This window comes from Lacticaseibacillus hulanensis, assembly GCF_004010095.1.
GTDB lineage: Bacteria > Bacillota > Bacilli > Lactobacillales > Lactobacillaceae > Lacticaseibacillus > Lacticaseibacillus hulanensis.
This window is the reverse complement of sequence record NZ_RRYD01000004.1, coordinates 20,364-47,360: the sequence shown is the minus strand read 5'-3', so window position 1 is coordinate 47,360 and position 26,997 is coordinate 20,364. Positions and strand designations below refer to the sequence as shown.

Annotated in this window: 22 protein-coding genes and 1 pseudogene; 5 read left to right on the top strand and 18 right to left on the bottom strand. The window is 54.5% G+C overall.

The genetic code is table 11. The features are described 5' to 3' along the window. The first annotated feature begins 225 nt into the window (after positions 1-225). The 4 genes from EKN00_RS01775 (at position 226) to EKN00_RS01760 (ending at position 3,597) form a co-directional block, all read left to right on the top strand. On the top strand, positions 226-678 hold the full coding sequence (locus EKN00_RS01775; RefSeq protein ID WP_127848427.1) for a LytTR family DNA-binding domain-containing protein: 453 nt from the start codon (positions 226-228) through the stop codon (positions 676-678). After that, the gene (locus EKN00_RS01770) at positions 675-1,427 is read left to right on the top strand and encodes a LiaF domain-containing protein (protein WP_127848426.1); all 753 of its coding nucleotides are present in this window, start codon (positions 675-677) and stop codon (positions 1,425-1,427) included. The genes EKN00_RS01775 and EKN00_RS01770 overlap by 4 nt, the downstream gene beginning before the upstream one ends. 94 nt (positions 1,428-1,521) lie before the next feature. Next, positions 1,522-2,778, top strand: coding sequence for an MFS transporter (locus tag EKN00_RS01765; protein WP_127848425.1), 1,257 nt, complete (start codon positions 1,522-1,524; stop codon positions 2,776-2,778). Positions 2,779-3,084: 306 nt separating this feature from the next. Continuing rightward, positions 3,085-3,597, top strand: a complete 513-nt coding sequence (locus EKN00_RS01760; RefSeq protein ID WP_127848424.1) for a YbhB/YbcL family Raf kinase inhibitor-like protein — start codon at positions 3,085-3,087, stop codon at positions 3,595-3,597. 136 nt (positions 3,598-3,733) lie between these two features. On the opposite strand, the gene EKN00_RS01755 is transcribed toward EKN00_RS01760, so the two are convergent. Continuing rightward, positions 3,734-4,504: a hypothetical protein gene (locus EKN00_RS01755; RefSeq protein WP_127848423.1), complete on the bottom strand. Its 771-nt coding sequence runs from the start codon at positions 4,502-4,504 to the stop codon at positions 3,734-3,736. Between the two features lie 288 nt (positions 4,505-4,792). Here EKN00_RS01755 and EKN00_RS01750 point away from each other — a divergent pair, with 288 nt between their 5' ends. Continuing rightward, positions 4,793-5,011: a DUF3955 domain-containing protein gene (locus EKN00_RS01750; RefSeq protein ID WP_127848422.1), complete on the top strand. Its 219-nt coding sequence runs from the start codon at positions 4,793-4,795 to the stop codon at positions 5,009-5,011. Between the two features lie 504 nt (positions 5,012-5,515). Here EKN00_RS01750 and EKN00_RS01745 read toward each other — a convergent pair. The 17 genes and pseudogenes from EKN00_RS01745 to EKN00_RS01665 form a co-directional block, all read right to left on the bottom strand. Further along, the gene (locus tag EKN00_RS01745; RefSeq protein WP_127848421.1) at positions 5,516-6,364 is read right to left on the bottom strand and encodes a hypothetical protein; all 849 of its coding nucleotides are present in this window, start codon (positions 6,362-6,364) and stop codon (positions 5,516-5,518) included. A 333-nt stretch (positions 6,365-6,697) separates the two neighbouring features. Next, a complete protein-coding gene (locus tag EKN00_RS01740; protein WP_127848420.1) occupies positions 6,698-7,765 on the bottom strand; it encodes a M24 family metallopeptidase in 1,068 nt (355 codons plus the stop codon). Between the two features lie 248 nt (positions 7,766-8,013). Further along, positions 8,014-9,042 carry a DUF1002 domain-containing protein gene (locus EKN00_RS01735; RefSeq protein ID WP_127848419.1) on the bottom strand — a complete coding sequence of 343 codons (1,029 nt, stop codon included), beginning with the start codon at positions 9,040-9,042 and terminating at the stop codon, positions 8,014-8,016. Between the two features lie 226 nt (positions 9,043-9,268). Continuing rightward, on the bottom strand, positions 9,269-10,114 hold the full coding sequence (locus tag EKN00_RS01730) for a helix-turn-helix domain-containing protein (RefSeq protein ID WP_127848418.1): 846 nt from the start codon (positions 10,112-10,114) through the stop codon (positions 9,269-9,271). Continuing rightward, complete coding sequence (locus EKN00_RS01725; RefSeq protein ID WP_127848417.1) at positions 10,111-10,989, bottom strand: helix-turn-helix transcriptional regulator; 879 nt, start codon at positions 10,987-10,989, stop codon at positions 10,111-10,113. The genes EKN00_RS01730 and EKN00_RS01725 overlap by 4 nt, the downstream gene beginning before the upstream one ends. A gap of 466 nt (positions 10,990-11,455) precedes the next feature. Then, positions 11,456-12,415, bottom strand: a complete 960-nt coding sequence (gene ppx / locus EKN00_RS01720; RefSeq protein ID WP_127848416.1) for an exopolyphosphatase — start codon at positions 12,413-12,415, stop codon at positions 11,456-11,458. A gap of 183 nt (positions 12,416-12,598) precedes the next feature. After that, entirely contained in the window at positions 12,599-14,749 is a 2,151-nt protein-coding gene (locus tag EKN00_RS01715; protein ID WP_127848415.1) for an RNA degradosome polyphosphate kinase, read from the bottom strand. Beyond that, complete coding sequence (locus EKN00_RS01710; RefSeq protein ID WP_127848414.1) at positions 14,742-16,265, bottom strand: Ppx/GppA phosphatase family protein; 1,524 nt, start codon at positions 16,263-16,265, stop codon at positions 14,742-14,744. The genes EKN00_RS01715 and EKN00_RS01710 overlap by 8 nt, the downstream gene beginning before the upstream one ends. A 1,087-nt stretch (positions 16,266-17,352) precedes the next feature. After that, positions 17,353-18,855, bottom strand: a complete 1,503-nt coding sequence (locus tag EKN00_RS01705; RefSeq protein WP_127848413.1) for a DUF4097 family beta strand repeat-containing protein — start codon at positions 18,853-18,855, stop codon at positions 17,353-17,355. Beyond that, positions 18,842-19,156, bottom strand: a complete 315-nt coding sequence (locus tag EKN00_RS01700) for a PadR family transcriptional regulator (RefSeq protein WP_127848481.1) — start codon at positions 19,154-19,156, stop codon at positions 18,842-18,844. The genes EKN00_RS01705 and EKN00_RS01700 overlap by 14 nt, the downstream gene beginning before the upstream one ends. Before the next feature lie 226 nt (positions 19,157-19,382). Continuing rightward, positions 19,383-20,702: a glycosyltransferase family 2 protein gene (locus EKN00_RS01695; RefSeq protein WP_127848412.1), complete on the bottom strand. Its 1,320-nt coding sequence runs from the start codon at positions 20,700-20,702 to the stop codon at positions 19,383-19,385. Positions 20,703-20,717: 15 nt separating this feature from the next. Then, on the bottom strand, positions 20,718-21,224 hold the full coding sequence (locus EKN00_RS01690; protein ID WP_127848480.1) for a hypothetical protein: 507 nt from the start codon (positions 21,222-21,224) through the stop codon (positions 20,718-20,720). 78 nt (positions 21,225-21,302) lie between these two features. After that, positions 21,303-22,070: pseudogene (locus EKN00_RS01685) on the bottom strand (EAL domain-containing protein); the annotation flags it as partial. 69 nt (positions 22,071-22,139) lie between these two features. Continuing rightward, positions 22,140-24,332: a DUF3329 domain-containing protein gene (locus EKN00_RS01680; protein ID WP_127848411.1), complete on the bottom strand. Its 2,193-nt coding sequence runs from the start codon at positions 24,330-24,332 to the stop codon at positions 22,140-22,142. 191 nt (positions 24,333-24,523) lie between these two features. Continuing rightward, positions 24,524-25,018 carry a dihydrofolate reductase gene (locus tag EKN00_RS01675; RefSeq protein WP_127848410.1) on the bottom strand — a complete coding sequence of 165 codons (495 nt, stop codon included), beginning with the start codon at positions 25,016-25,018 and terminating at the stop codon, positions 24,524-24,526. 53 nt (positions 25,019-25,071) lie between these two features. Continuing rightward, the gene (locus EKN00_RS01670; RefSeq protein ID WP_127848409.1) at positions 25,072-26,022 is read right to left on the bottom strand and encodes a thymidylate synthase; all 951 of its coding nucleotides are present in this window, start codon (positions 26,020-26,022) and stop codon (positions 25,072-25,074) included. Positions 26,023-26,232: 210 nt separating this feature from the next. Next, positions 26,233-26,988 carry a MerR family transcriptional regulator gene (locus EKN00_RS01665; protein ID WP_164847989.1) on the bottom strand — a complete coding sequence of 252 codons (756 nt, stop codon included), beginning with the start codon at positions 26,986-26,988 and terminating at the stop codon, positions 26,233-26,235. Positions 26,989-26,997 lie beyond the last annotated feature (9 nt).

Here is a 26,997-nt window from a genome sequence, read left to right as displayed (position 1 = left end):
TCAACTCAATTTGCACTTAGCTGCGCCAATTACGTTCATCACTGTTCGTCCTGACTTCTGGCCCATTTAACCCGCTTACGTACTTTTGCCGCCAAATTTCGGACCGATTTTGACCACTTACGCACATTTTTTGACCGCTTGTGTTAAAACTATTTTGTTTTAATTCTCAAAGTAGTCTAATAAAAGCGTAGAGAAAAACAATGTTGCCACAAAGGAGGTGCCGCCATGAAGATCCACGTTGAAATTGATGATTCGCTAACCGAGCCGGTCGTGACCATCAAGGCAGCAAGCAATGATCCGGAGCTCGGCCGGATTCAGCAGCTGCTGACGGCACCGGCGAACCAAACATTGGCGTGCTACCAAGACGCCACCGAGCACTTCATCCGTCTGGGCGACATCTTGTTCATCGAAACTGACGGCCGCAACCTACAGGTACACACCGCCGATAACATTTACACCAATAAGCACTCGCTGCACGAGCTGCTCGGAGTCCTGCCGGGATTCTTCCTCCAAATCGCCAAATCCACGGTGGTCAACCTAAACCAGGTCGCCGCCGTCAATCACTCAATCGCGAATTGCTCGATTGGGTTCCACAATTCATACAAACAAGTTTACGCATCCAGGCGCTACTACAAGCTGCTCCTCGAACGGTTAAACGAAATGAGGTCATTGTCATGAGCAAAAAAAATCTAAAAAACATCTTCTGGGGCGTCTTCTTCCTCGCCTGTGCCGGATTAATGTTCGCCAGCGCTACCGGCAATCTGGTCGGAGTCGGCTTTTGGTCCTGGGTCTTCACGATTTGCTTTACCGCCTCAACCATCAGCAGTCTTGCCAGTATCGACGTCACCGGAACGGTCTTCTCGCTCGCCTTTCTGGTCATCATCTGGCGCAGTATGCTGGGCATCGATACCGTCTCGACCTGGACTATTTTGGCTGTGGCGCTGCTGGCTGACATTGGGCTATCAATGCTGCTAAAGCCGGTGTTAAAACGATTCAAGAAGAAAAACCACGCCACCATCATTATCAACAACAAGGTCATCAAGGTTGGCGGTAACAAAAGCCGCGACCACTCTGCCAGCAAGGCTACGATTAATACGGACGCGGATGTGACCGTCGACGTCAAAATGGGCAGTGCCACTCGTTACGTCCAATCATCTAACTTTCAGCACGCGGACATCAACGTCAACATTGGCGACGCGAAAATTTACTTCGATCAAGCCCAGATAGTCGGCGACACCGCCGTCATCGAGTTGAACGGCAGTATTGGCGAGGTCGACCTCTACTTTCCCAGAACGTGGCAGGTGGAAAACCAGCTCAATAATTTCATCAGCGACATGAATGTCCACGGGCAGGCGGCAACGGACGGGCCAACCGTGGTGCTGACCGGCACGTTCAAGGTCGGCGACGTCAACATCTACTACATCTAAATTAAATCACCCACAGTCTCGTTTCACCCAATTAAATCAGTCCGGACGCAACTCACCGTCCAGAAACCCGCACATTGCGCGGGTCAGGTTAATTATGCGCAAAATCTCCCCCCAAATGCTTCGAATCCTCATCATCAAATTCGCCGGCACGTTCGGCAGCGCCATGTTGTCCTTCGCCATCGGTCTTTACATCCTGCGCCGCACCGGCTCCGCCCTCAGCATGGGGGTCAGCCTGATCACCGGGCCCCTCGCAACGGTGCTGCTGACACCGCTGGTCGGTTACATCGTGGACACCATGAAGCACAAACGCATCATGGTGCTGGCTCAGATAGCCACCAGCATTACCCTAGTTGCCTTCGCCCTCATCTTTCGCGTCTGGCCGCAGCATTACTACATTGAACTGGTCGGCCTCATCGTGGTGCTCCAAATCACCGATGATTTCCTAAGCACCACCTTAACTGCCAGCCTCGTCCAACTCTTCACCGGCGATGAACTGCAGCAGGTCAACTCGCTTAACCAGTCGGTCAGTTCCCTGTCCAGTTTCCTTGCCCCAATCATCGGCGCCTTGGTTTACACGCTCGTGAACATCGACACGTTCGCCTACGTGGAAGTCGCCTTTGAATTAATCGCGCTGGTCGCAATTATCGGTCTGAAATTCCTGTTTGTGGCACCAGTTGAAGAAACAACCGCAAAACAGCCAACGATTATCAGCAACTTCCGCGAGGGCCTGGTCTATCTGCGGCACCAGCCACTGCTGATTCTGCTCATGGGCTCCAGCTCGTTCATCAACTTCCTGTTCGCCGCGCTGAACGTTGGTCTGCCGTTCATACTGGTCCACACGCTCAAGTTATCGAACACCCAGTACGGCATGACCGATTCCAGTTTTGCCATCGGGATGTTCATCGGCGGCATTGTTCTCAGCCAGATGCACCTGAAACGCCATCCCGTCACGATTTCCTACCTCAACCTAATGCTTATGGCCGTGGCCATCATCGGCTTTGGTCTGCCCACAATCACCGGGTGGAATAACGTGGTGAACACCGCGTACTTCATCGTCTTAAATATCCTGATGGGCACGCTCATCGTGTTCGTCAACACGCCAATGAATGTCTTCCAGCAGCACATCATTCCCCAGCAAATCCAGGGCCGCGTATTTTCCATTGATATGACCATCAGCACCGTATTGGCCCCACTTGGCACCCTAGTCTTCGGTGTCTGGTTCGACCACATGGCATCCATGCCCATCTTCGCTTTGTGCGGCGTCCTTCTTATCGGCATCACCGCTGGCATCCTGCTGTACATTAATCGCGCCGGTTTGCTCACGACACCCGAAAACAGCGTCGATAATTAACGCCCTGATTCAAAAACACCATCCTCATTTTTGAGGATGGTGTTTTTGTGTGTTGGGGTTTTGGGTATATGCCTAGGTTCCACTAGCCACAGCCAGTGAACTAACGCGGGGTATCTCAGGTGTACGGACCGGCACGCCTAAGACAACTTAAGCTTAACAAGCCGGCCAATTGGCAACAACAAATCGGTCAATTTTCGCCGGTTTTAACCAAAGTCATTTTAAAATCCGCAGTTAAAAGTCAGCTTTTTTGGCCAATTTACCGGGCGCCGCGCGTTGTATAATGGAACTAGAAAGGATGTGCTTTGTATGCAGATTTCAGTACCAATCACTTCTGCCAACCTCTTACCGGATAAATACGGCAAATATGCGGACGAAAGCGATATGCTTGAGGGCCAGCCGGTGCGCAGTTTCCCCGTGACCATCACGGGGGCACCCGCTGACACCAAGACCTTCGCGCTCAGTTTGACCGATGACGACGCAATTCCAGTCGCCGGCTTCACGTGGATTCACTGGAGTGCCGCAAACATTCCTGTCAGCATGAGTGCATTGCCAGAAGACGCTAGCCGCCTGCTCGCGGATCAGTTCGTCCAAGGCCGCAACTCTAACGCGTCGCACTTTATCGGCAGCACTAACCCCAAAATTTATGCACGTTACACGGGGCCAACCCCACCAGATCAAACCCACGTATACACGCTGACAGTCTACGCACTCGATGCGTCGCTAGAACTTGAAGACGGCTTCTGGCTGAATGAGCTCAAACACGCCATGAAGGGCCACGTGCTGGCAACAAGCACCCTTGAATTGCCAAGCCGCGCTTAAAACTATTTGGGGATTCATTCAACCTGTGCCCCTACTACCATAAAATATTTCCGAGCGGTCGCTATTGGGCCGCTCTTTTGCTGCCGGCAATTCCGCCACGAACATTACCACTCACGAACCATTTGACCGCGATTAACTAACGGCGTTTTGGCCGGCCGAACAGGGTTGCGAGCAGACCTTTTCGTTGCCGTTCAGGGCGGGCGGATTCCGGAACGGCATCATCGTCAATTGGCTGCCGGCCAGGAACCACAGCCTGATGTGTGGTAGACCGCACCCCGTCAGCTGGCTGGTCTCCTTGGTTAGCTGGTGCAACAGCGTTATCCTTAGCCGCCTGCTTCGGTGCTGGTTCGGGAGTGGGGCCGATTGGTGCGTGTGGCCGTGAAATTGACCGTAAAAGCGGCGACGCCCCGCCGTGAAGGACATTAAGCATGTCACTTGGCGGCGCCACCACGTGATCTTGCGGGGCAATCAGGCCACCAAAGCCATTGGCACGCAAGGTCTCGTAGTTATCCAGTGCCCACTGTGGGGTCGGCGGGTTGGTGTTAAAAAGGTAGTAGTTTTCACGTTTGCGGCCAATGATGAAGTGAAAAACGTGCTCATCACTGGCCTCGTCCGCACCAAATTCAGCGATGTCCGCGTGGTCCAGCACGCGCAAGGGGGTATCGTCGCGGTTAATCTGCTGCAGGTAGACCTTGGCAGCGGTGAAAATAATGAGGTAGTGGCGTTCAAAGTCCGCCAACTGCCAATCAACGGATGCTGTCGGATTGTTGTTGCCAAACGACAGGGACAACGCCACGAAGTTCGGGGCGCGCAGGTTAGCGATGGTGTAGTTATTCCCGGCGTCAGGTACAGCTTGGGCCACGAAGTCCCGCACCGCCACGGGGTCCTGAATATTAATATCGGTCATGTGCACATTCCTCCAGCAAACGTTTTATTCAGTGCGATTATAGCACGCAGTAACTGCCAGTCACTTGGACTTTCGCCCGATTTTGGTTAACCACATCCCCAGAAAAATTGAGGGCATGCGTATGTCATGATTGGCCGCCAGTTGCCGATTGCATTTTGTCCCCCAAAACCAACAGCTCCCCGCTGCGTTTTCCGTAATGCTAGGATTTTGGTAAAGTCTGCCCGCACGCCGCCCCTTTTGGCAGGCGGTCGGTTAAACTGGGGGCAAACGCACTAGGAGGAATGGGTTATGCTGAACCGAAAACATCATCGCAGTACTTTGGTTAGTTGGGGCTTACTTGCCGCGGGGATTATCTGCCTACTCATCAAGGCACTCGCACCGGTAACAATTGGCGCGGACGGCATGCTGCACGAACCGTTTTACCTGCTGATTTTGGGTTACGTGTTAGTGCTCGCCGCACTGGTGACCTACCTTGGTGGCGTGTTCTGGCGGCGCATGCGCCGATAAACGATCCACTAGGTGGTGCAGCGCTCCAGGCAAATTCGCGCCACCGGGTTAATCCAAGTGCCACAATAATCGCATAGTTGCTGAATGTAAGGTGGCCCGTTTGTGGCCGCCTTTTTTGTTGCCGCTGAATTCGCTGCGGCCAGGTGCAAGTGCTGAAGCGTTGCGTAACCGAACCGCGCCCTGTTCGCGTCGAGCTAGACGCTGCGGGAACAGACAAGCAGATTACGCCGTTGCTCAACGGAAATCTCGTCTTTTCGCCAATTTGCGACAGGACATATATTTAAATATGCGCAGAATCGCGCCAAAACCCAGGCCCAGCCTGATGTTCAGCGATTTTCCTGCGCATATTTTCAAATATGTCCTGTCTCAAATCCGCAGTAACGCCACTTTTTCGTTGAGCAACGGCCAAAATCAAAAGTGCAACGCCGAAAAGACTTTTCACGCGCAAAAAAATCCCCAAGCCAGTAAACGGTTTGGGGAGTAACAATCAATTAGTGTGCAACCTTACTTGCGCAGCGTGTACGTGCGAATGTTGCGACCCGCGTCATCGTAGCCATTCACCTCAACGGCGTGCACGGGTAACTTGAACAGGGCGGCGTTCGGGTGAACCGCGGAAACAATCCGCAGTTCCGATCCCGGAATCCGCTTGTCGGCGTTAAGCTTCACGGAGCGCATGTTGACGTGCAACCCGAGCTCACGCGTTAAGCTGTGTTCCCCGACGAACTCATCCATGATGGCCGTGTACTGCTCAATACGTTCGCGGCCGCCGTTGCGCAGTTCGAATGGCCCGGTGGCAACGTCGAAGTCAAACTCGGTGCCGCCGTTTTCCGCCAGGGTCGTCAGTTCTTCGCGCAGCGCCTGGAGCGAACTGGCAAGTAGCTTGTCGTGCCATTCCTGGTCGCGGTGGCAAATGCACATCTCAAGGCCCGTCGCCAACCGGTTTGCCCCCGGCCAGATGTGCGACGTTGTGTTGAGCACCAAAATCCGCTCGTAGTTCACAATCCCGCGTGAATTCTTCGTCAGCAGGCCGTTGATTGAAGCCTCATTGATGCGCCAATTGTCATCCTGCTTGTCAGCCAATGGTTCATACCAACTATTAAGACGCTTGCTGTAAGAATAAACCCCTAGTGGGCCCGGTTTCATCGTCAGTAACACGAGCAGCTTGCCCTTAGCTGCTGCGTTAACCGGCGGACAGTACACCCGTAGCCAGGTACGGTGCTTGCGTGCGTCGTTACTCAAATAATAGTTGGCAGAAGCCTGCACGTCATCCCAGTATAATTCTGGCGCAGTTTGGTCTTCCGGACTCATTAATGCCCCGCGGTAGAGTTTGAAACTTTCAGTTAGTTCCTCCATCGGTCGTCATTCCCCTCTAAATTTTGGCCGAGTGTGCTTAGACACAAAAATCGGCCGGTGTGCAGAATTAAATCTCTACATAGCGCAATATGAGTGTTGCATTTATGCAAAATGCTTTTTACTACAACGATTGCGTTTGACCGGCCGATCACTTTTAAAAAAAACGAACTATAGTTTATATTTAGTATGCTGTTTGTTGGGCCCAAATGTCAATAGTGTTACAAACAAAAAAGCGTAAAACCGCCAAATAAAACAGCGAATTTACGCTTGAACGAATATTTAAGCTCTCAGCCGCGTTCCGGCCGTAGCTCTGACCAGTCCCGCGGGCCCGTTTTACAAGTGCAGCAACTCTGCTGGCGCCATCTGTGACATCTGCTTGTGCCCGTCATTTGTAATTAACACGTCGTCTTCAATCCGCACGCCACCGATTCCGGGCAGGTAGATGCCAGGTTCGTCGGTGAGCACGTTGCCCGCCAAAATTGGTGTGTCCATGTACGGTCCCCAGGCACCGGGGCCCTCGTGAATGTCGCGGCCAATCCCGTGGCCGGCACCGTGACCGAAGTACTCCTTGTACCCGGCCGCATCGATTGCACGGTGGGCGGTCTCCTGCATGGTTCGACCGAGCGTGCCTGGGTTCATCACCGCGGCCATTTCCCGGTTAGCCTGAAAGACGTAACGGTACACTTCATCCATTTTCGGGTTCGGCGTGCCGATTGCAAACGTGCGGGTCAAATCGGACATGTAACCCTTGTAGAGTGCACCCCAGTCGAGCGTCACCACGTCGCCATCTTCAATCACCTTATCGTCCGCAAATCCGTGGGGCAATGCGGACCGGTAACCGGACGCCACGATGGTCTCAAAGGACACGGCCGTGGCCCCCAGACCGCGCATGAAGAAATCAAGGTCGGTGGCAACCTGCCGCTCCGTCATCCCGGGCTTAATGGTTGCCAGCACGTGCTCGTAACCGGCCTGCGCAATATCAACGGCCTTTTGAATCAGCTCAATTTCATCCGGCGACTTGATTTCGCGAATCTTCTCCACCAGGTGCCAGGTGGGGATGAGTTCTGCCTTGGTGTTCTTGGACAGCGCGTCGTAGTTCTCGTACGTCATGTAGGCCGACTCTAAGCCGACCCGCTTGGCACCGAACTGATCGACCAAACCGCCCATGAACGGCACCAGCCCCTTGGCGTGCAGCTGGACCTCGGCCTCCTTGACTTCGGCCTTAGCCACCTCCGCAAACCGGGAATCGGTGACCAGAACTGCCTCGTTTTGCGTAACGACGAGGCCACTTTCATCCCCGGAAAAATCACTCACATACGACACGTTCACCGGGTCGGTGAGAATCAGTGCATCAATGTTGCTGGCGGCCATTGCCGCGCGTACCTCAGTAAATTTTGCCATTTTTTCCTCCGCTTCTGACCGCCGTGCTGCCGGTCAAAATAATCTATGTACCTGAATCGGTGCTCTAGGCGCAATGCACGCCTGAACGATTCCATTATAAGGTTTTCACGGCCAAAATGTCGGGTTAAATGCCACTTGCTCCTGCCCGTGTGCACACGGTCGCAGGCAAAAAGGCCCGAGAAGGCTGGCAGCGATTACCGCCGCGTCAGCCTTCTCGGGCCTAACTATTGTCTGGATTAAGTTCACTGTTAGTTAAAGAACGATTCGACCCAGTTAATCAGGCCGCGGAAGAAGTTTGCAATCGCGTCCCCAATTTTCTGCAGGAAGTTGCGCCCTTGCTCTGAGTTCAGGCCCGACTTAATCTTGCTGAAGAGCCCCTTCGCGGAGTCCTGAATTGAGCTAGCAAGTTTTGTCGCCTGCTGCTTAAAATCGGCATTCTTGAGGGCACCGGAATCCTGGATTTTCACGAGCAGGTTAATAATCTGGGTGCGCTGATTGTTGTTGATGATGGTGCCCAGATTGTTGTTCTTCAGCTGCGAATCAACGATATTGCCAATCTGGTTTTGCGATAAGGCCTGTTTCCCGTCATTGGACTGGCTGGCCATGTCCTTCTTCATCCCCGCAACCGCGTTGTTCAGCTGCTTGTCGGTATAGCCATCCTTGCCCTTGTTGGCCTGGGTGATACCGGACAGGGTGTTCACTTCGGTCTGTGCGGCGGAAATCTGGGACGAATCCAGTTTTTCACCGTTGGCCGCAAACGCCGCATAAACGCCGGCGAGTGCGCCGGAACCGTCGATTTTAACCGCGGACGTGATGAAAATGTTCGCGTTCGCCACCCCGGCCGTCACCGCCGCGTTGCGGTACTGATCTTCGGTGATGGTCGTGATGTTGTTGACGCCGTTGTAGTTCAGGATTTGGACGTTGATGCCGCCGTTATCGGTTTTCTGCACCATCGCTGAGCTCCACACACCACTACTTGCGGTAAAATGGCTACCGCTTGGGTTGAGGTACTGCACCAGCGTTGCACCGGTGACCGTCATCGTCTTGTAGTTGCCGCCGTTCAAGCTGTCCGTCAGCGTGTTGATTGTGCCCTGCTTCTGCTCGCTGGTCAGGGAGGTCCCGAGCGTGACTACCGGCTCGCTCCACGCCCCAGTGCTGTAAGAAGTCGCATCCGCACTCGAGGAGCTGTCAGAACCAGTGTCCGCCGACACGGTGTGCAACCCGAATGCCGTGGCGGCCAAAATAGTAGTTAAAATTGCCGTGATTATTTTTTTCATCGTCGTTAATGAACCAAAAATCGGTTCGTTCCTTTCTGGACGCAGATAGCGCCTGTTTCTAACCCCGATTCTAGCAAAAATCGCCCCGCGTTACTGCTGCGGGGCGAAATTTTATCAATTCTGCAATTAATGGACGCCGATTTGCTGCCTAGAGTCTGTTGCTACTCTGGCCAGCAAACTGAACCTTGTTGAAGTCAACATCCGTGAGCCACCCGTGCTCTTCAGTTTACTTGCGCATGTAGTTGTACGTCTCGATGGGAAACAGCAACAGCGTTGTTTCAATAATCTGGGCAAACTGGTACCGGGTTTCCGGTGAGGGATTAACCACCACGTCTTTGAGCGCTGCGAGCGCGCGGAGATTATACTGGACCGTTGGGTTTTCCGTTAACATCGAGGCGAGCGTCTGGGCATCGGCTAGCATTTCGTCGACAATGTCGTATTTCTTCTCAATCAGGGCCTGTTCCCCCGTGGAGCAAACCATCGTCAGCAGGCAATCTTTCTGCTTGGGCTGAACCTGATCGGCATTGGCCATGGTGAAATCAAACTGGGTCCGCACCCACTTGACCGAGGTGCGACTCGGGACCAAGTACAGGATTTTCTCAATGATTGTTTCTTCAATCTGGGTCATTTCCGTGATGCGTTTGAAATACTTGTTCATGGCCTGAATTGCTGGTCGCCGGAACTGTTTTGCGCCCGTTTCCTTGACCCATAGTAATTCAGACATGGCCGTAATCACCATGTCCAAGAATGGGTTGGCGAAATCTTTTTCCTTCAGGCTCTCGTAGTATTTGAGCACCCGCTGCGCCGCTTCCGGTTCCCAGTCGGACGCCTCAACCTTGGGCCACTCGTTGTACAGGCTGAGGCCAATCATCCCCCGGTAACCAAAATCATCGAAGGTCACCCCGAGGGCTTGAATGATTTCGTCGAGCCGGCTGCTGGTCAAATCGATTTTGCCAGACTCCATGCGCGACAGCGACGAGCGGGAAACTTTGCCGGCCAAATCATCAAGGTGCAGGCCGCGCACGTACCGCACCTGCTTCAAGAACGGACCAATGGCTTTAGTTTCTGTCATAAAATCGCCCCGTCCTTTCGCTGCATAATCATTTCATCAAGGTCCCGCAGATGGTTCGCGGTGTGCTCAAGGGCCAATACATCCAATACGGCAAACAATTCTGCCATTTGTGCTTCTGCGAGTGCCTCGCCCTGGACGCGTTTGCTCTCAATCTGCAAGAACTGTGGCATCAGCGCATCTGCCCCCCACAGTGTGACGGTGCGCATCTTTTGCAGCTGCGCCAATGGTTCATCGATCAGGATGACCTGATTGCGCACGAGCAGGTTAAGCAACACTTGGCAAATCACAGTATTCCGGAACTCGGCGTAGTGCGTACCTGCAGCTGCCTCATCTTGCAGCATGTGTGCAAAACACTGCAGGATGATGTCCGTATCAAGGTGCGGTATCGCAAGAATGAACAACCCGTAATCGTACTGCAGCCATTGCTTATTCGTCAGCAACAGTTCTTCAATCTCGCCCTGGACCTGCTTGTCCAGCTTGAGGTTGTGCTGCTGCTTAAAGGACTGGAGCACAATGTCGAACACCTTGGTGTTTATCTGGTACAGTTTACCCTCAACATTGTGGCTGCGCTCATATTGATCAACCACTTCCGCAACCCGTTTTGCATCCAGTGTGGCCCGCTCATTGAACAAGGTTTCCAGCGCCGTGATGAACGGTGACTGGAATTGCTTAAAGTGCGCACGCAAATCCACCATACTGAGTCCCATCTTTTCCATGACCCGGTATAGCCGCTCATTGCTGAGGCTGTTATCACCCTTTTCAAAGCGCCACAAAGTTGACCGGTACCCCGCAGATACCGCATCCGGACTTATGTGACGTTCCTTGCGCACTTTGTGAAAGTATGCACCCAATTGCTTGTCATCATTAGCACTCATATTTTTCCCCTCAGATATATTATTCCAGTTAGTGCATACCTTTTCAATAAAAGTGAAATTGTTTTTGCATGTATGTAAGCGTTACTTAATATGGATTCAGCGCAGATAAAATAATTTATAGGCCCAAAAGTAGCATTTATGCAACTATCTCCTCAGTTATGCGGCCCTGAAAAAAATCAACGTGTGGCCGCCGCCTTTTACTCACACCAAACAAGTAGCTCGAACATGAAATTGTAATAGTATTCAGAGCGTTTTAAGCGCATAGTCAAAAACTACTAAGCTCCGCAAAAAATCCAACAAGCCCATCACTGTAACCTGATTCTTTTATCATAATAATCGAAGGTAGCTTCCGTAAAATAAAAAATACCCCTGTGTCACTTTGCGGGTAAACCGTGAATTGACGTAGGGATATTATCATTGTCAGCAGCTACCCACTTGTACCAAAAAGCACAAGCAACCTGCCACACTATTTTTCCGGTGCCACTTCCGTAACGCCGCCGATTACCTTCTGGACTCCCTGCAGGTGTTCGTACAGGGCACCCTCGCGCAAACCGTTCTGGGAGAAAATTAGCCGGTCTGAATCTAGGTACCGCATCATCGTGACCACGGGAATTAACCCGCCGACGATGATGTCCGCACGCTCCTTGGACAGCCCCGGAATGGCCTTGCGCTGCTCCAAGTTCGCGTCGAGGATCTCGTTGAATATTTTGTTCATCTCCGGTGTGTACATCCGGAAACCGTGAACGGCCTCGAAGTCGCGGAATTTTTCCTTGCGCCGCTCAATCTTGGCCAGCGTACGGTTGGAGCCGCCCAGCGCGATGAGGGGCAGGTTCTGGGCCTTGCGCAACCACCAGATACCGTTGAAGGTCCGATTCACCGCCGCCATCAGGTTGAATAATTCGCTGGCGGTGATTGGGTCGTGGTGCAGGTAACGCTCCGTCAGGTTCACCGAACCAAAGGGAATGCTGATGAGGTTTTGCATCTTGCGGTTCTGCACGAGGATTAGCTCCGTGGACGCACCACCAGTGTCCATAATCAGCGCGTTTTGCACGGGCAGCGTGTTGATTACACCCATGTAGTCGAGTTCTGCTTCCTTCGTGCCCGGAATCACCTGCAGCTCAATGCCAACTTCTTCCCGCACACGCTTCAGAAAAATCTTCTGGTTGCGCGCCTGCCGGGTTGCGGCAGTGGCGTACGCCGCCACGGTCACATCCTCGAATTCAGTCAGCGCCTCCTTGAATTTTTTTAGCGCCGCAATCGTCCGGTCAATTGCGTCTTCCTTCAAGATGCGCTCATCGCCCATGCCTTCAGAGAGCCGGACCATTTCCTTCATCTTCAGAATTGGCGTTGGTTCGCCCTCTTCAATCCGCCACGCCGACATGCGCGCAGAGTTACTGCCTAGATCAAACACCGCAAAGTGACTCATATCATACCTCCAGGGACCCGGGGCTAAATAATCAGCCCAACACGACTGACCCCCGAATAAATTTTCCGATTACACTCGACGACTTTAATGGTCGCCATTCATGAAACAATTCATTGTCATTATGAACCGTAAAAATAAGGAGCGCAAAGAAATCGGTCTGGCGACTTCCTGCACTCCTTGTTGTTAATCTTCTTCAGGTGCACGCAGAGGCACGAAATGCCGTGGACCCCCTGGTGTTTTTTGCACATCTTCGGTTTCTGGACCGAGCAACTCAGCGGACATCGCCGCCGCGTTCGCCACGAAGTATTCCTGCACGTTAAATGGCGTGCGGCCACGCCGGTCGATTCGTTCCCAGGTCGCGTCTGGCTGCAGGACCCGCGTCTTGGCGTTGTCTTCCCACATCAGGTCAAAGATATTGTTGACCTGTGCCCGGATGTTGTCCTGCAGAATTGGGAACAGAATTTCCACCCGCCGCGACAGGTTACGGGTCATTAGGTCCGCAGACGACAGGTACGTCTGTTTTTCCCCGTCAGCGTAGAACGCGTAAATCCGTGAGTGTTCAAGGTAGCGGCCAACAATTGAGTGCACCTCGATGTTCTCGGAAATGTGCGGCAGGCCCACTTTGAGGTCGCAAATCCCGCGAATCAGTAAGTGCACGTGGACGCCGGCAGCACCAGCTGCGTAGAGCTTGCGAATCATGTGCGGGTCGGACAACGAGTTCATCTTCATGTGAATCTCGGCTTTACGCCCCGCCTTGGCCGCCTTAATTTCGTCGTCAATTCGTTCGGACAAGAAGTCGCGAATCCCATCGGGCGAAATCACCAGCTTGTGGAAATATGGTGGCTCCGAGAAGCCGGAGAGCATGTTGAAAATGTTGCTGGCGTCGGCCCCGATTTCGGGGTTGCAGGTGAAGAGACCCATATCGGTGTATATCCGCGCGGTGACGTCGTTGTAGTTCCCGGTAGCCATGTGCATGTACCGGCGCAAGCCATCTTCTTCGCGCCGAACAACGAGAGCCAGTTTGCAGTGCGTCTTCAGGCCAACCAGTCCGTAGATTACGTGACAGCCAGCGCGTTCCAGTTCCTTAGCCCAGTGCACGTTGTTTTCTTCATCGAACCGTGCCTTGAGCTCGACCAGCACGGTGACCTGCTTGCCGTTGTCGGCCGCCTGCTTCAGGTACTTGATGATTGGCGACTTGCTGGAAACACGGTACAGCGTCATCTTCACGGCGAGCACCTTTGGATCAACCGCCGCCTGGTGAATGAACTCAACCACCGGCGTGAAGCTGTCGTATGGGTGGTGCAAAAAGACGTCCCCGTTGCGAATCGTCCGGAAAATGGACTGGTCGCTGAAGATCGGCGCCAGGTACGGCACTGCCGGTGGGAACACCGCGTCCGGCCGTGGCCCCACGTTTTTGACGAGCGAGTTCAAGAATTGCAGGTCAATTGGCCCGTTGATGGCGTACACGTCACGGGCGTCGATGGCCATCTGCTTGACCAGATACCGCTCCATGGACTTGCTCATGTCGCCCTCAATCTCGAGGCGCATGACGCGCCCACGTTCACGCTTTTTGAGCTGCTGCTGAATTTCCTTCATCAGGTCAGAAGCGTCTTCTTCATCGACATCAAGACCCATGTCGCGTGTGACCCGGAACATGGCGGATTCACGAATCTTGGAGCCGACGAACAGTTCGAAAGCATACTGGCGCACGACGTCTTCAAGCAGGACGAAATCATCGCCACTGCCCGGCAGCCGAATCACCCGCGGCATCGAATCCGGAATCTGAACGGTCGCAAAGTTGCGTTTGTCGTCCTTATCACTTGGCCGTTCAAGCCGCAGCGCGAGGTTCATGGTGTGGTCGGCGATGAACGGGAACGGCCGGCTAACGTCAACGGCAAGTGGCGTCAGAATGGGGTAGAGCTCCTGGTGAAAATAATCATCAACGAAGTCCAGCTGCTCCCCCTTAAGTTCACGCGGCTGGTGCACGTTGATGCCAATTTTGGCCAGCGCCGGCAGCAGCGACCGCGATAGCGTGCTGTACTGCTTGTCCACCATCTTGTGCACATCCTTGCTGACGGCATCAAGCTGCTGTGTTGCCGTCATCCCGGCGGCGTCGGGTTTATCGTAGCCAACTGACACCATTTTCCGCAGCGATGCCACCCGCACGTTGAAAAACTCGTCCAGGTTGCTCTGACTGATGGCGAGAAACGACACCCGCTCCAGCAGGGGGTTCGCCTTGTCGCGGGCCTCATCGAGCACCCGGTCGTTGAACGCAATCCAGCTAAGTTCACGGTTCGTATAGAATTTGTGGTCGGCAAATGCACTCTTAGTCATACTGACGACTCCTCCATTTCAAACGTATTGGCATCCCAAAGACGGCTTCAAAGAAATGACCCTTTTGCGCGAGTGTCCACTTTTCGAGCTCCAAGTTTTCCCGGCTGCTGGCCGTGATGGTCACGCGGCCATTCTTGGTCGACACACTAATCAAATCAATTTTTTGTTTACGACTCGTATCCAGTGAATCCGCCACTCGCAGCAGGGCCGACAATTTCGCGACAACCAGTCGCTCGGCCCCGGAAAAAGTCTTGAGCGCGGACATATCTAGCTGCGGCGTGGCACTGGTGTGATAACGTGCAATCGTCGCCACAATCTCCTGTTCGCGTTCGCTCAGCCCCATGATATCGGAACTGCGGATGATGTAATCCGAGCTCTCGGCGTGATCGTGGGTGTCAATGTAGCTGCCAATATCCGTAATCAGCGCCGCGGTCTCAAGCAGGAGCCGCTCACGTTTACCTAACCCATGTAGCTTGCGGAGCCGGTCAAACAGCTGCAGCGCAAACTTCACGGTGGTGTCGCGGTGCAGCTGGTCCACGTGGTACCAATTGGACAGCGTGAGCGCGCTGGCGCGAATGGACTCGGTTGGGTCAAAGCGAACGGCCCGCGAATCGGCGTTCACCGCCGCGTTCACCTCCAGCCCGTCAATTAGACGCAGGTCGCTGCGCCAAATCGCGTTGGCATCAAGCCGCTGAACTAGCTGGTGCACAAGTAAAATCGTCGGCAAAACCTGACTCACCTGGGCTCCCGCAATGTCGTAGGTGCTGGCGATGTACTGATCACTTGCCCGCGTCAATTCGTGGTAGAGCTTGCGGAAGTGGTGACGCTCAATCCGACCATCATCGTTTTTGGGCCACATGTTGCCGAGCAGGCGCATACCACTACCGGTCAGAATCATGTTTTGGTAGTCGTGCTTTTGCGGCAGCAGGCGCATGAAGTCAAGCAGCCGGCTGTCAATATAATCGCGCAGGACTTCCACGTAATTAGGCTCGCTGCGCTGAACGTCCTTCATCACCTCGAACACCCGCAGCGGCCCGAGGTTCAGGTTGCGGGCAAAGCTGAACGTGCCGTTACTAAAGGCAATGAGTTCAACGGTCCCGCCACCAATATCAACCAGCACGGTCCCATCCTGAATCATCTGGTCGAAGTGGGGAAAATGTTGACGAACGGCACTGGTTCGGTGGTACGCCTCTTCCGGAATCGCCAGTCGGTGCACCCACATTCCCGTCCGGTTAAACAGCTGATCGCGCACGAATTCGGCGTTATCACCCTCGAAGAACGACTGCCCGGCGTAAACTTCGTACTCCGTCACACCGTAGTCCGCAAACAATTGGCGCACGGCAAGCAGCGCGGTCTGCAGTGCGGCCGTGGTCGCGGGCGACAAAACGTGGCCACTAAAAATTTCTTCCCCAACGGGCACGGGGTACGTCCCCCGCTCAATCGTGGTTAAATTATTCAAATTAGTAATGGAAAAAGTAACCCCTTGACTGGCAATCACCACAAGTCCGTGTTCCATGGCTCCTCCTGGGCTATTGCTGGCGCCGCTTGCGTTCAGGCGGCTCTGGCTAATAGTTAACGACGGCGAGGCAAGTAAACATTCCACGCGAAATGTTCCTCGTTGCCAGGCCCGAAACAGTACTGATAAAACGTTAAAACATCTACCTTCATCTTACCACGCACTCATCCCCATGAAATCCAATATTTACGCTGTCCGGCAGCGTGAGTCGTTTTGGTAGTATGAGTTACTAGTGGTATAGGGGCCGCGACTGGGCGGGGCCGGTGCGCGTTCCGTGCGGCTGGGATTTTCCGTGCGGCCGGTTGAAGCCCCAAAATCGGGGTCTTCAACCTAAAAATTCAGCCTCGCATCTGCTTCTTTGGGTTACGTGACTAATACGTGTTGTTAAGATTCGCTGGGAAATCTTGTTCTCCTGGCGGGTCTTAATTTTTGCCGGCTATGGTGTGGAGAAGCCCGGTGCAAAAACCGCACCGGTCTTCTCTCACCATAGCTTTCACAGGAAAATCCCAGCCGCACTACACGCACACCGTCCCCGCCCAGTCGCTACATCGTGGTTAATAGAAAGTCTTACCGAGGCTTTTGATATATCACCCCTAATTCTTACATTCTCGAGCACCTAGCTCACGTTGTTCGTTTCCCGGAAATGACAGACTGCTGACTACTTATCTAGCGGAGCGTTGTGGGGTTTGGCCGGAGGGTCCGGGCTGGGTCTCGGGTGTGCCGCCCAGCTGTGGCAACAGTAAAACCTGGGATGACTGGCGGGTTTTGCCAGGCATCTCAGGTTTTACTGAGGGAAAAATTTAGATTTGCGTGAGGAGCATGGGGAATTTGGGTACGAGTTAGAACATGCGATTACATGCTGAGCATCGTACGAATTAGGTCTCGGCGCGACGATGCAAAGCTAAATTTTTAGTCTGGAGACGGCGCTTTTCCGGCTCCAGACGACCGCCACAGCGACCACGGCGAAGCACACCAGAGGCCCAGCCCGGACCCGGAGGCCAAACCCCGCAACGCGGAGCCCCCCACTGGTCTACCTCAGCAACCAAGCTGACGCTGCCGGACAGCGTGAGTGATCGTAGTCTGAACTCTACTTCACCGTAATGTCGCCGTCATCTGTATCCACGCTGACCGTGAACTCGGGCGTTGTGCCCTTTTGCCCGCGACGACGGTGCTTGCCGTGCTTGGTGAATTCGACCGCGGCTTCATCTTGGCGGATGTCACCGTCGCCAGTATGCAGGTCGAAATTGTAATCAGTAGTCCGTGGCAGGCTGATTTTCACGTCACCCTCACCACTAGTAACGTCGATATCGCCAGTAACGACCGCAAAGCTGGCGCGCACATCCCCATCGTCAGTGTGCAACTCGGCATTGCCGCGCAGGTCGTCGGCAATAATGTTGCCGTCATTGGACTTAACGGAAATCTGGTCAGCAACCAGTTCCTGAACGTGCACGTCACCATCGTCAGTGGAAATTTGCAGATTCTCGCCGCGAACCGCGTTCACCTTTGCATTCCCGTCACGCGTAACCAGCTGCACGTTGCCGCGAACGTTCAGTTTGCTTGCCTCAATGTCGCCGTCGTCGGAGCGTGCCGCAAGTGTGTCGATGGCGGATTTGCCAATCAGTAAATTACCATCGTGACTCGCCAGCAGCACCTCGCCCAACTGACTGCTCTGAAGCGACAGGTCCCCATCATCGGTCGTAACGGCCAATTGATCCAGTGCGAGGTAGTTCAAATCCACATTTCCATCGTGCACCGAGATGTTCATCCCGGCCAGATTCCGCAGGTTGAGCGCCCGCACCACACCGTCGCTGTTCTTCACGAGTAGTTTGCCCTTGAAATCACTTGGAATGCCGACAACAATGCGACTCCAGAAACCAATCTTGATGCCACCGATGTTCATCTGGAGTGCAACGTGGGGCCGAAAGCCGTGGACGACGTGGATGATGCCGCCATCACTCGTAATCTTCCCGGCGTATTCCGGCTTGAAATTCTTGAAGTATTCGCGCACCTGCAGCTGGCTGCCGTCGATTGGTACCAGCTGAATGTCATCGTGCGTGTAATCAACCTGGATTTCGCTGATGCCCGGCATTTCGTGCGTGAGAAAATTGTCTGCCTGCTTCTTTTGCGTCAGCTCGCCGCTGCCGCCATGCGCAACCAAATCCCCGTCCTGCGCCGCACTGTCTCCTTCAGTCACGTCCATCTGGGTAGTACTGCTTCCCGTAGCCGTGCTTGCGTCCGCTTGAAAAACGCTGTGGTTATCACTGCGTTCAGATGCGTCCTTAGCCTGGCCGGAGTCCGCTTCTTTGGTCGCCATCACCGGCGCTGCAGCCGTTACCCCGGTCGCATCATTAGCACCATCTTCATCCAATAGCTCATTAATCAGCTCAGCGATGTCGCCGAACTCCGCAATTGCCTCATCGACGGCGGCATCTGCCGTTGCCCCGGCAGCAATCTTGTCAATCGCCGCGGCGACCAGATTGCTGGTGACCTCGGCGCGCAGCTCGGTTAACGCTGATTCTTGTGGGTGCGCCGTGAATAGCGGGTCCAACCGTGTTCCGATTTTTTGTTCAAGTTCTTTAGTTGTTGCCATTAATCAACGCCTCCAAAGTTGTCTTGGCGAGCTTCCACGTTGCTCGTTCCTGTATTAATTGCTGCTGACCAGCGTCCGTGATTTGATAATATTTGCGCCGGCCACCCTGGCTTTCATCGCCCCAAAACCCGGTGATGCTGCCCGCTTTTTCTAACCGCTTGAACACGGTGTAAAGCGTCGCCTCATTGATGACGTACGCGCCACCACTGAGTGCGTTGATGTCCTTTGTGACCTGATAGCCATAGCTGGCGCCCTGACTGAGTACGTTCAAGACGATGGCGCTGAGATACCCCCGCACCATATCCTTCGTCAATTCCGGTTCCACTGCGACACGACCCTTCTTCTGTTTGTATGCCACTATATTAGCACAATTACTTTTTTGAAAATAGTACTTGGCTAAAATTGTTCATTGCAAATGATGCCACTCCGGTGATGCTGTTTGTTGCCGGGGCAAATGCCACCCTACCGCGGCAGCATCCCTGCCCACCAAAAAAGGCAGCGGGGCACGCTGCCTTAAATGCAATAGATTAGTGGTGCTCCGCCTTCATTGCCTGGCGCTTTGGTGAGGTCCAGGTCCCGGACCCGAAGCCCATGATGGTCTTGCAGGCGGGGATAAAGGTGGTTGCAATGGTGATGGGATTGACCATCCAGAAAAACAGCATGTAGAGCGGCGCGAACAGTAGGTACTTCAGCTTCGCGCCGCGGTGATCGAGAATCAGCGCGGCGAGCAATTGCAGCGTGCCGGCAAACATCTCGAACGTCACGAAAATCAGCGACATCATGATGCCATGGTAAATCCGTTCCCAGTTACCACTGGCGATAAACCAAATCATTGAGGACACAAACAGCACGGTCGAGATGATGAAGAAGAAGGACCAAATAATCGACAACGTGGAGTCCACGAACATCGACATCTGGTAGCGGTGCTTGATTGGGTGCAGGAAGAACTTTTTGAAGTTGGTGAGCCACACCTCAGTCCCGCCCTGGGCCCAACGTTTGCGTTGCTTGTACAAATCGCCCAGGGTTTCCGGCACGTTCATGTGGAAGATGATGTTCGGCGCAAAGCGCGGCACCGCGCCAATCATCTGGTGGTCCCAAGCGATACTGATGTCCTCAGTCGCCCGGTTCTGCCGGAAGCCACCGACGTCAATCAAAAACGACTTGCGGTACATCGTGTTCGCGCCACTGTACGCGTACATCGAGTCGTTGACGGCGGCCTGACTACGCTTGATGACACCGACGATGCTGGAAAACTCAACGGTTTGGGACTTACCCAGTAGTTTGGTCCGGTTCTGCACGTCCATGTTGGCCGTCACGGCACTCGTATTCATGTCGCGGTCGTGGATGAAATAATTCATGTACTTCATGATGGCGTCGGGCTCAGGAATTGTGTCCGCATCATTACTGAGAATGTACTCCCCGCGGGCGAAGTACATCCCAATGTTAAACGCGTGCGCCTTGCCCTTGTTCTTAAGGATTTCCACGGTTCGTAGCCGTGGATATTTCTCCTGCAGCTGCGCCACAATTTTGCCGGTGTCGTCGGTCGAGCCGTCATTCATCACGAGAACCTCGTAGTTATCGTAGTTGAGCTCGTCAAACAGATAGGTGATGGTCGATTCAATCATGACCTCCTCGTTGTGCGCCGGAATCATGATGGTGACCAGTGGCTGCTTACTTGGCGGCAACTGCTGCCAGTTATCATCCTCGCGCGTGTTGCGCAGCCAGCGATAACTCAGCGCCCCGAAGAACCACAGAAACGCGCCGGCGACGGGGTACAGGCAGAGCACCAGCAACATGATGGCAACCGTCGTTTGTAGCGGTGAACCGTAAAATATTTGGTTAATCATGGTGCTGCCCCCCCTTCACTCCTGGTTGATGTCATTCTCGCCGAACAGCTTGTGAATCGCGTCGGTGTCCAGGTTCTGCTCCGACTGCACCTGGTACGTCCGCACGTGGTGCCGGAACTCGTCATCGCCGAACCGTTTTTCCATAAACGCTTCGAGTTCGGCCGCCCGCTTTTGTTGGTCAATCGGGTTGAACGTCGGCCACTGCTCCACCAGCCGGTCACGCTTACGATTTTGAATGATCGACATCGAGACGGAGAAAATCATTGCGCACACGGCCATGAACAGGATGACCACGAGCAGGAACTTAATCTCGATGATGCCCTCGGTGTACGTCCACAGCGGCTTGAACACACCAAACTGCACGCCCATGAAGCTGCGCACCGTGATGTAAACGGGCACGAGAACGCACACCCAGCCGCATAGCGCCACGAGCGTCTGCCAAATTTTGAGTAGCCAGTGACCCTTGGCAAAATAATCATCCGTGTAGAGCTGCTGGTGGGCGGTGGGCTTGCCGGGGGTCACTTCAGCATCCCCGTTATGCTCGAGATTAGCTTTGGGCTCCGCAACCGCCGGCTGGTCGACGTTTTCTGGGTGGCCAAACAGGTAGCCCTGCCGCAGATCAATGTCCAATTGTTTGGCCAGTGCCGCATCCTGCTCGTTTTCGATCCCCAGGAGTACCAGCTCGATGTGGCGTTCAAGGGCAAACTCGCGCCAAAACTGCAGGTTGAGGTCCAGCCACTTACCGTCGAGCTTGCGGAAACTGCGCATCTGACACTTAAGCACGTCCACCACAGGCAACATCCACTGAATGCTGCTGAGGGCGGAGTTATCCGCGCCTACGTTGTCGACGGCAAAGTGCATCCCGTAAGTCCGCGCCTGCCGGATGTGCCGCAAGAACGTCGGCCGCTGCCAGTAGCGCCGGTCACTGTCCACGGTCAGCTCCACCGTCAGGAGCAGCGGCGTGATGCGGGAAATTGCCCAGCGCACAAAGTAATCGAATTCCGGGCTGATAATCTGCTCATACTCAAGGTTGATGGACAGCCGCAGCGCCGAATCACCTGTGGGCAATGAGTCAAAAGTTTCCGTGAGCAGGCCCACCACCCGCTGCAAAGGCAGGGTCGCAAGGTGGTGGGGCAACACCCACTTGCCTTCCGCGTTCTTTTCCCGCAGCAAACATTCGTAGCCGGTGGTCTGCCCATTTTCGTCGACCTGCCGCTGAATGAAGTAACGCAGCTCCGCCTGGGTCTTCGCTAGGTAATTTTTGGTCCGAATGCGTGAGTGATAATAATAAACCACAATGGTTATCGCAAACACCGCGAGTAATACCAGTGCCGCTATGAATAACCGTCTCGTCAATAGAATCAGCATGTAATCCCCCTGACAGCAAACCTAACCGTCGCTATTTTCCCCAATAGTTAATCGTTAACTTAAAACGTGTCATGCGCGGCGTTCTTGGCGCGCCGCCACCCACTGGTCCCAAATAATGAAGACCGCAGCAATCGCGAGGACCCACCGCAGCGCCGCGCTACTGAACAGCTGCTGCACAAGCGGTTTGCGCACAACCTGCACATTCACGGTGCCCAATCCCCGGGCCGGCACCGTGTAGTGCGAACGTTCACCGCTTGCCAGCTTATAGCCGACTGGCGCCACGACCCGCACCACAGAACCGGTGCGGGCCTTGAAATACTGCTGTCCAACTTGGGTGTGCCCGTCGCGGTAAGACAGCATGACCCCCTGCTGCGCCGGCCGCACCCAAATGGTGACGTCCTGCACCCGCGCGCTCGTGAATCGGTACGTATCCGGATTGCTGGCTTCGGTGGCGTACCCGCGGACGGCGGCGTGACTGATATCAAAGGCGTGCCCCGCCTGGCCGCTGATGCGCTCGGTGCCCACGACCCGACCAGTTTTGCGGACAGTGTAACGCAGCGTCGCCATGTGCATTGCGGCTTGTGGCCGGACGAAAATGGTGACCGTCTGGCGCTTCGCTGCCGTAAACCGGTAACGCTGCGGGTTGCCGGGCAGTGTGGAGTAGCCAGAAACGGACGCGTGACTGATGTCAAAGGTGGTGCCCACGTTGCCGCTGATGGGTTCAGTACCTACCTGCCGGCCACTTGGATCAACGTACTGCAAGTATGCCGTGCGCATAGCGGTCGCGGCGTGCACCGCGTGTCCCTGCAACTGGCCAGTAACTGCGGCGTAGAGGTGGTTCAACGCCTGGTAGGTGCGCCAGGTGATGCCGCGTTTGTTGATGGGGACGCGCACCGGCCTGATGGAGTTGTCGATGCTGACGGTCTTAACCCCGTAATATTTAGCCATCCACACGTTGAACCACTGTTTCTGCGGATCACCATTTGCAACGTACGTTTGCGTTAGATATACGTTGTGGTTGTTGACCGCTGGTGGCATCCCCGGCACCGAAACATTCATGATGCCGCGTGCTGCATCCCGCCGCGCAATCGTGTCACCCGTGAGCCAATAACGGTAAGACGCGTAATTGGACCGCACCGCCGCGTCGTAGCTGGGAATGGTCATAAAACCGATGCCAAGCGCGGCGAGGAACGGCAACAACCGCGCCAGCCAGGACCCCGCCCGCAGCTCAGCGTGGTCGGCGAGTAAACAGAGCAGCCCGAGGATGAAGTAAATGTTGGGGCCAAAGAAATTCCGGCTGACAATTTCCGGTGAGACCACGAGGGCGACGATGCCGAGCATGCCGCCGACCGTACACAAAATCCCAGTGAGGTAGGTGCGTTGCATGTGCCAGCTAAACACGTGGCCATTGCGGTGGTGCTGGATAAACAGGTACACCGCGAGTAGCCAGAACACCAACAAGATGGTGCCCGAATACTTCCCGGCCTGCCGCACAATTTCACCCACGGCAAACTGATTATCCCCGCGTTTAGCAATTTGGTTCATCCCGGACCGCACGAGGATCAAAAAGCCCTCCACGCCAGCAAGCCCGCCGGCCCACTTCCAGGCAAGCTGACCATCATGCCAATCAAACAGAGTGAAGGCAAACGCCACAAACAACGTTACCGGCGCCACGTTCTCGTTGGTTGCCCCGGTCAGAAAACCGAGCACAATCATGCCTGCAAACATGAGACGCGGATGCCGCGCATGGTAGTTAAACCGGTACGGCAGCAGGAACGTCAGATAAATCAGCACCATCCAGAGGTAGTTAAAGCCGCCGGACAGCCACAGGATTGAGCTCCCGTAATCCGGCAAGAACAGCCACATCAGCGCGTAGGTGAGCGCGAGGTAACCCACGCGCAGGCGCCGCAAGTGGCCAAACACGTGCAGGTCAATTAACAGCCCAACCAACACAAATACGACTGAGTTGGCCACGTTGAACACCGCTTTCGGCAGCTGCATGAAAATCTGCACGCCGATGTGCGCAACGAAGCGCCCGTTATTGATGCGGGTGTGGTTCTGAATTGACTGCACCAAGTCCAGCAGGTTGTTGATGTTCCGCACGTGCTTAGCGGACATCTCTCCTTGGAAAAAGAAGTGATACAGGTAATCGTCCGCGGCGTAACCCGTCAAATCGTTCAGTTGTTTGAATAATATGTACACGAAGAAAATAATAACGACAAATCCGCAAATTTTCAGAGTGCTAAATGTTCTTTTATGCACTGGCCACTCACCAATCCCCTAATCCTACTGTAATTTTATCACTAGTTTAGAGCTATACAAAAAACGCCGCGGCGATACCCTTGGGCATCGCCACGACGTTGTTAACGTACACCAGCCTACGTTGCAGGCACGGCAACAATTAAATAAATAACCATTACGCAAAAACGCAACAGATTATTCTAGATTTGTTCTTACAAATTTTTGGTCCATACCTCAAACGTGTGCGTCAGTGCGAGATCAACGTTGACCACCGTGTGCGCGCTGATTTGGTCGAACTGCGGCCAAGGCAGTGCGGGCATCCTGGTGTCGCCGCTGAACGCACCGGCAATCCGCGTCACGTAAAGCGTATCCACCACGTCAGCAAACAGGCGAAAAATCTCCGCACCACCGATAATCATCAGGTCCTGGTCCGGGCGCTCCTCGGCAAACGCCAGCACACCAGCTTTATCGTGCAACACCGTCACGTGGTCGCCGGCGGTAAAGTCATCTTGCCGCGTGAGCACCACGTTGGTGCGTCGGGGAAGCGGCCGACTACCCATGCCGGTGAAGGTCTTGCGCCCCATGACCACAATTTGGCCAAGGGTCTGTTGCTTGAAATACTGCAGGTCATCGGGCAGCCGCCAGGGCAAGGTGCCGTTATTGCCGATAATCCCGTTCACGTCTTGCGCCCAAATATAGGCAATCATGTGTTTCCTCCACAAATGTTTGTCCACAGCAGTTGGCATCGACACCGGAGTAATCAGACGGCAACTGGCGCCTTAATTGCCGGTTCGCTCGTGTAATCAATCAGCTTGATGTCCTTCATCTCAAAGTCCATTAGGTCGTGCTTGTCGGGATTGAGCCACAATTTTGGTGCCGCGTGCGGGGTGCGCCCGAGCTGCTCTTTGACCTGCTCCAGGTGGTTGCTGTAGATGTGCGCATCCCCCAGCGTGTGGATGAATTCGCCCACCTGCAACCCCGTGACCTGCGCCACCATCGACAGCAACAGTGCGTAGCTGGCAATGTTGAACGGTACGCCGAGGAATACATCCCCCGACCGCTGGTACAGTTGTAGCGACAGTTTGCCGTCGTTCACGTAGAACTGGAACATCGTGTGGCACGGCGGCAAGGCCATGGTTGGCACGTCCTCGGGATTCCACGCAGAGACAATCAGCCGGCGTGAGTTCGGATTACGTTTGATTTCTTCAATGACATTACCCAGCTGGTCAATCGTGCTACCGTTACTTGTCCGCCAAGCGCGCCACTGACTGCCGTAAACCAGCCCGAGGTCGCCGTACTTGGCCGCAAAGTCATCGTCGTTTAGGATGCGGTCGTCAAAAATGGCCTTCTGCTCCTGGTAATCCTTGGCGAACTGCTGATCCACCAGGCTGCGGCGTCCGAAGTCGGTCATGTCGGGGCCGGTGTACTCACTTGATTCAATCCACTTTTTAAACGCCCACTCGTCCCAAATGTGGTTCTTGTGCTGGAGCAAGAACCGGATGTTGGTGTCACCGCGCAAGAACCACAGCAGTTCACTCTTGATGAGCCCGAACGGTACCTTCTTGGTCGTCAAAATGGGGAAACCTTCGCTCAGGTCAAAGCGCATTTGGTAACCAAAGATACTGTACGTGCCGGTGCCGGTGCGGTCACCCTTGTAGTGGCCAGTGTCCAAAATGGTGCGGGCTAAATCCAAGTATGATTGTTCGAGCATGATTACCTCCGAGTGTATATTGTGGTGGCTTTTAGGATAAAGTACTACCAACAGTATATCAGGACCCGCCGCCAGCGTCTGTTACGCATTAATTACTCTGTCAATTCGGCGGTGGCAAAATTCGCGATTAGCCGCCGCGTGCCCAAACAAAAAACGGCCGGTCAAAATTTGCCGCACCGTCTTTTACCAGATTAACGCAAATGCCAAAACCTATCGCGCAAAATTGCGCACCGCCGCAATGAGCCACTGACCGGCGCCGACGCCCGCCAGCTTGTCGTAATAGTCGGTAAACCTGCTGTCGGCGGCGTACATGTCCGCAAGCCCGCGGTGCATGGCCGCCGTGTAGTGGGGCCACATGATGGTCAGCCACTCCCGGTGCAACGCATACACTTCCTGGCCTGCCGCACTGGCTGGATCCGCTTCGTTCGAAAGGGCCGCGCGCAACGCCGCAGCTAGCTGCCCTTCGACCTCCTGGCTCCGTGCAAACGTGGCTGCATCCAGATTGGCAAAGTGCGTGTCGCCCTCCTGTTTTGCGACCGCACCCCACCTAGCCGCAACCTCTTCTCCGTACTGCTCGTCATTCTTGCGCAGGGCGTCCTGTTTGAACGCCGCAAATTTTTCCGTATCCGTCATTGTCTGCTCCTCCTGATTGGCAATCGTGCTGTCCACCTGGGCGATGAGCACCGTCAGTTCTGCCTGCCGCCGTTGCAGCGCGCACCGCTGCTCGCGCAGGGCGGCCACCCGCGCCGGTGCATCCTGCCGCAGCAAATCCGCCACAGCCGTGAGCGTGAACCCCGCGGCCGTGTAAAACCGAATTAGTTGCAACGTATCCGCGTCGCCGCTGGTAAACTCGCGGTAGCCGTTCGCCGCCACGTGGGGGTGCAACAGTCCGCGCTCGTGGTAGTAGCGCAGCGTCCGCTCACTCACACCGGTTAGTGCGGCAAATTCGCTAATGCTGTAATGCATGGTCATCAC

Coding starts and splice junctions, on each gene's coding strand:
- EKN00_RS01775 (WP_127848427.1), top strand. CDS start 226: ATGAAGATCCACGTTGAAATTGATGATTCGCTAACCGAGCCGGTCGTG.
- EKN00_RS01770 (WP_127848426.1), top strand. CDS start 675: ATGAGCAAAAAAAATCTAAAAAACATCTTCTGGGGCGTCTTCTTCCTC.
- EKN00_RS01765 (WP_127848425.1), top strand. CDS start 1,522: ATGCGCAAAATCTCCCCCCAAATGCTTCGAATCCTCATCATCAAATTC.
- EKN00_RS01760 (WP_127848424.1), top strand. CDS start 3,085: ATGCAGATTTCAGTACCAATCACTTCTGCCAACCTCTTACCGGATAAA.
- EKN00_RS01755 (WP_127848423.1), bottom strand. CDS start 4,504: ATGACCGATATTAATATTCAGGACCCCGTGGCGGTGCGGGACTTCGTG.
- EKN00_RS01750 (WP_127848422.1), top strand. CDS start 4,793: ATGCTGAACCGAAAACATCATCGCAGTACTTTGGTTAGTTGGGGCTTA.
- EKN00_RS01745 (WP_127848421.1), bottom strand. CDS start 6,364: ATGGAGGAACTAACTGAAAGTTTCAAACTCTACCGCGGGGCATTAATG.
- EKN00_RS01740 (WP_127848420.1), bottom strand. CDS start 7,765: ATGGCAAAATTTACTGAGGTACGCGCGGCAATGGCCGCCAGCAACATT.
- EKN00_RS01735 (WP_127848419.1), bottom strand. CDS start 9,042: ATGAAAAAAATAATCACGGCAATTTTAACTACTATTTTGGCCGCCACG.
- EKN00_RS01730 (WP_127848418.1), bottom strand. CDS start 10,114: ATGACAGAAACTAAAGCCATTGGTCCGTTCTTGAAGCAGGTGCGGTAC.
- EKN00_RS01725 (WP_127848417.1), bottom strand. CDS start 10,989: ATGAGTGCTAATGATGACAAGCAATTGGGTGCATACTTTCACAAAGTG.
- ppx (WP_127848416.1), bottom strand. CDS start 12,415: ATGAGTCACTTTGCGGTGTTTGATCTAGGCAGTAACTCTGCGCGCATG.
- EKN00_RS01715 (WP_127848415.1), bottom strand. CDS start 14,749: ATGACTAAGAGTGCATTTGCCGACCACAAATTCTATACGAACCGTGAA.
- EKN00_RS01710 (WP_127848414.1), bottom strand. CDS start 16,265: ATGGAACACGGACTTGTGGTGATTGCCAGTCAAGGGGTTACTTTTTCC.
- EKN00_RS01705 (WP_127848413.1), bottom strand. CDS start 18,855: ATGGCAACAACTAAAGAACTTGAACAAAAAATCGGAACACGGTTGGAC.
- EKN00_RS01700 (WP_127848481.1), bottom strand. CDS start 19,156: ATGGTGCGGGGGTATCTCAGCGCCATCGTCTTGAACGTACTCAGTCAG.
- EKN00_RS01695 (WP_127848412.1), bottom strand. CDS start 20,702: ATGATTAACCAAATATTTTACGGTTCACCGCTACAAACGACGGTTGCC.
- EKN00_RS01675 (WP_127848410.1), bottom strand. CDS start 25,018: ATGATTGCCTATATTTGGGCGCAAGACGTGAACGGGATTATCGGCAAT.
- EKN00_RS01670 (WP_127848409.1), bottom strand. CDS start 26,022: ATGCTCGAACAATCATACTTGGATTTAGCCCGCACCATTTTGGACACT.
- EKN00_RS01665 (WP_164847989.1), bottom strand. CDS start 26,988: ATGCATTACAGCATTAGCGAATTTGCCGCACTAACCGGTGTGAGTGAG.